Annotated in this window: 3 protein-coding genes and 1 pseudogene; all 4 read left to right on the top strand. The window is 61.4% G+C overall.

From position 1 onward, the window contains the following. Window positions 1–321: pseudogene (locus WCA53_RS02345) on the top strand (lipid A biosynthesis lauroyl acyltransferase); the annotation flags it as partial. An 84-nt stretch (window positions 322–405) separates the two neighbouring features. Then, window positions 406–1,278, top strand: a complete 873-nt coding sequence (gene dapF / locus WCA53_RS02340) for a diaminopimelate epimerase (RefSeq protein ID WP_423905063.1) — start codon at window positions 406–408, stop codon at window positions 1,276–1,278. A gap of 29 nt (window positions 1,279–1,307) precedes the next feature. After that, complete coding sequence (locus WCA53_RS02335) at window positions 1,308–2,027, top strand: DUF484 family protein (protein ID WP_423905060.1); 720 nt, start codon at window positions 1,308–1,310, stop codon at window positions 2,025–2,027. 1 nt (window position 2,028) lies between these two features. Next, the coding region (locus WCA53_RS02330) for a site-specific integrase (RefSeq protein ID WP_423905065.1) at window positions 2,029–2,151 on the top strand (123 nt) is incomplete at its 3' end.

Raw genomic sequence — 2,151 nt, 5'->3', positions numbered from 1 at the left:
GACATGGACTACGGCATGCGCAATTCCACGTTCGTGCCGTTTTTCGGCGTGCAGGCGTGCACGCTGACGGCCGTCGGCCGACTGGCCAAGACGGGCCGCGCGCAGGTCGTGCCGTTCGTAGGCGAGGTATTGCCCCACTACAAGGGTTATAAGCTGAAGATCCTGGAACCGTGGGACAACTATCCTTCCGGTGACGACGAAGCCGACGCGCGCCGCATGAACGCCTATCTTGAAGAGCAAGTCAGGCTGCTGCCCGAACAATATTATTGGGTGCACAGGCGCTTCAAGACCCGGCCGCCCGGCGAACCCGGGCTTTATTGAAATTGAGCGCCAGCACCGAATTGCCGGAGTCATCCCCCGATCGGCCGAGGCGTGCAGTCGGCGCGTGTCACTTACAATAGCGACATGAAACTGAAATTCACCAAGATGCATGGCGCGGGCAACGACTTTGTCGTGCTCGACGGCTACACGAAACCGCTCTCCCTGAGTGCGGCGCAGGTGCGCGCGCTCGCCGACCGGCACTTCGGTGTGGGCGCTGATCAATTGCTGCTGGTCGAGAAACCTGACATTGAAGGCGCAGATTTCAAATATCGCATTTTCAATTGCGATGGCGGCGAGGTGGAACATTGCGGTAACGGTGCGCGCTGTTTTGTGAAGTATGTGCGCGATCAGGGCCTGACCAGCAAGATGAGCGTCCAGGTGCAGGTTCAACAAGGCGTGATCGGCCTGACCATGAAAGAAAACGGCGACGTTGTCGTCGACATGGGGCGACCGGAATTCGAACCCGCTTTGGTGCCATTCAAAGCTGACGGGTTGCAAGGCCGCGAAGAAACCGCGGATACGCTTTGGCCGCTCGATGTGCACGGCGAAACGCGCTGGGTGTCGGTGGTATCAATGGGCAATCCACATGCAGTGCAAATCGTGGCCGACGTCGAAAGTGCCCCGGTATTGACTGAGGGGCCCTTGATCGAGCGTCACGCACGTTTTCCGAAGCGCGTGAATGCCGGCTACATGCAAATCGTGAACCGGAACGCCGTGAAGTTGCGGGTGTTCGAGCGCGGCGCGGGTGAAACGCTGGCATGCGGAACGGGCGCGTGCGCAGCGGTCGCGGCGGGCATCCGGCGCGGCTTGCTGGATTCGCCGGTCGCGGTTCAGACGCATGGCGGGACGCTGACCATTGCGTGGGAAGGCGCGCAAAATACCGGCGCACCGCTGTTCATGGCGGGACCGGCTACCACCGTATTCGAAGGCGAGATTGAACTCGCCGACGCCAACTGATCGTTACGACCTAGACGCTGCAAGAGACCATGAACGAACGTGAAGTCGCCGATTACCTGATCGCTAACCCTGATTTTTTTGCTGAACACGCCGAATTGCTTGGCGCGATCCGCCTGTCCAACCCGCACGGAAAGTCGGCGGTATCGCTGCAAGAACGCCAGATGGAAATGCTGCGTGACAAGAACAAGCAGATGGAGCGGCGGCTGGCCGAACTGCTGCGTTACGGGCACGAAAACGACAGCATTGCGTCGAAGTTTCATCGCTGGACGATTCGCGTGATGGCCGAACGCGACCCGCACGCCTTACCCAAGACGATTCCGGCCGGCCTGTGTGAAATCTTCGATGTTCCGCAAGCCGCGCTGCGCGTATGGGATGTCGCCGAGCCCTATACCCAGGCCGAGTTTGCACGGCTGACAAGTGAGGAAGTACGCTCGTTCACGAACGGCCTTGCCACGCCGTATTGCGGCGCGAACACGGGCTTCGAGGCCGCGCAGTGGCTGACATCGGCGAGTTCGGTGTCGGTGGCATCGGCGACGACCGACGGCGTGGTCGATACCGCGAACACCACTGAATCCATCGCCCTGCTGGCCTTGCGCGATCCGACTACCGGCCCGGACGCGCCGACGTTCGGCTTGCTCGTGATGGGTTCGCCCGATCCACGCCGCTTCCACGAAGGCATGGCGACCGACTTCCTGACGCAGATCGCCACGCTCGCGAGCGCCGCGCTTAGCCGCTTGCTGCCCCGCTGACATGACGGCCGATCCGGTTGCCGCCTATCTGTCGATACTCGAGCACGAGCGACGGCTGTCGGAGCACACGCTACGCGGCTACGCCCACGAACTCGACGAACTGAAGAAACTGGCGAACGGCCGG

The organism is Caballeronia sp. (assembly GCF_049581465.1).
GTDB lineage: Bacteria > Pseudomonadota > Gammaproteobacteria > Burkholderiales > Burkholderiaceae > Caballeronia.
The sequence above is the reverse complement of the archived record's forward strand: the minus strand, read 5'-3'. Positions and strand labels throughout refer to the sequence as shown.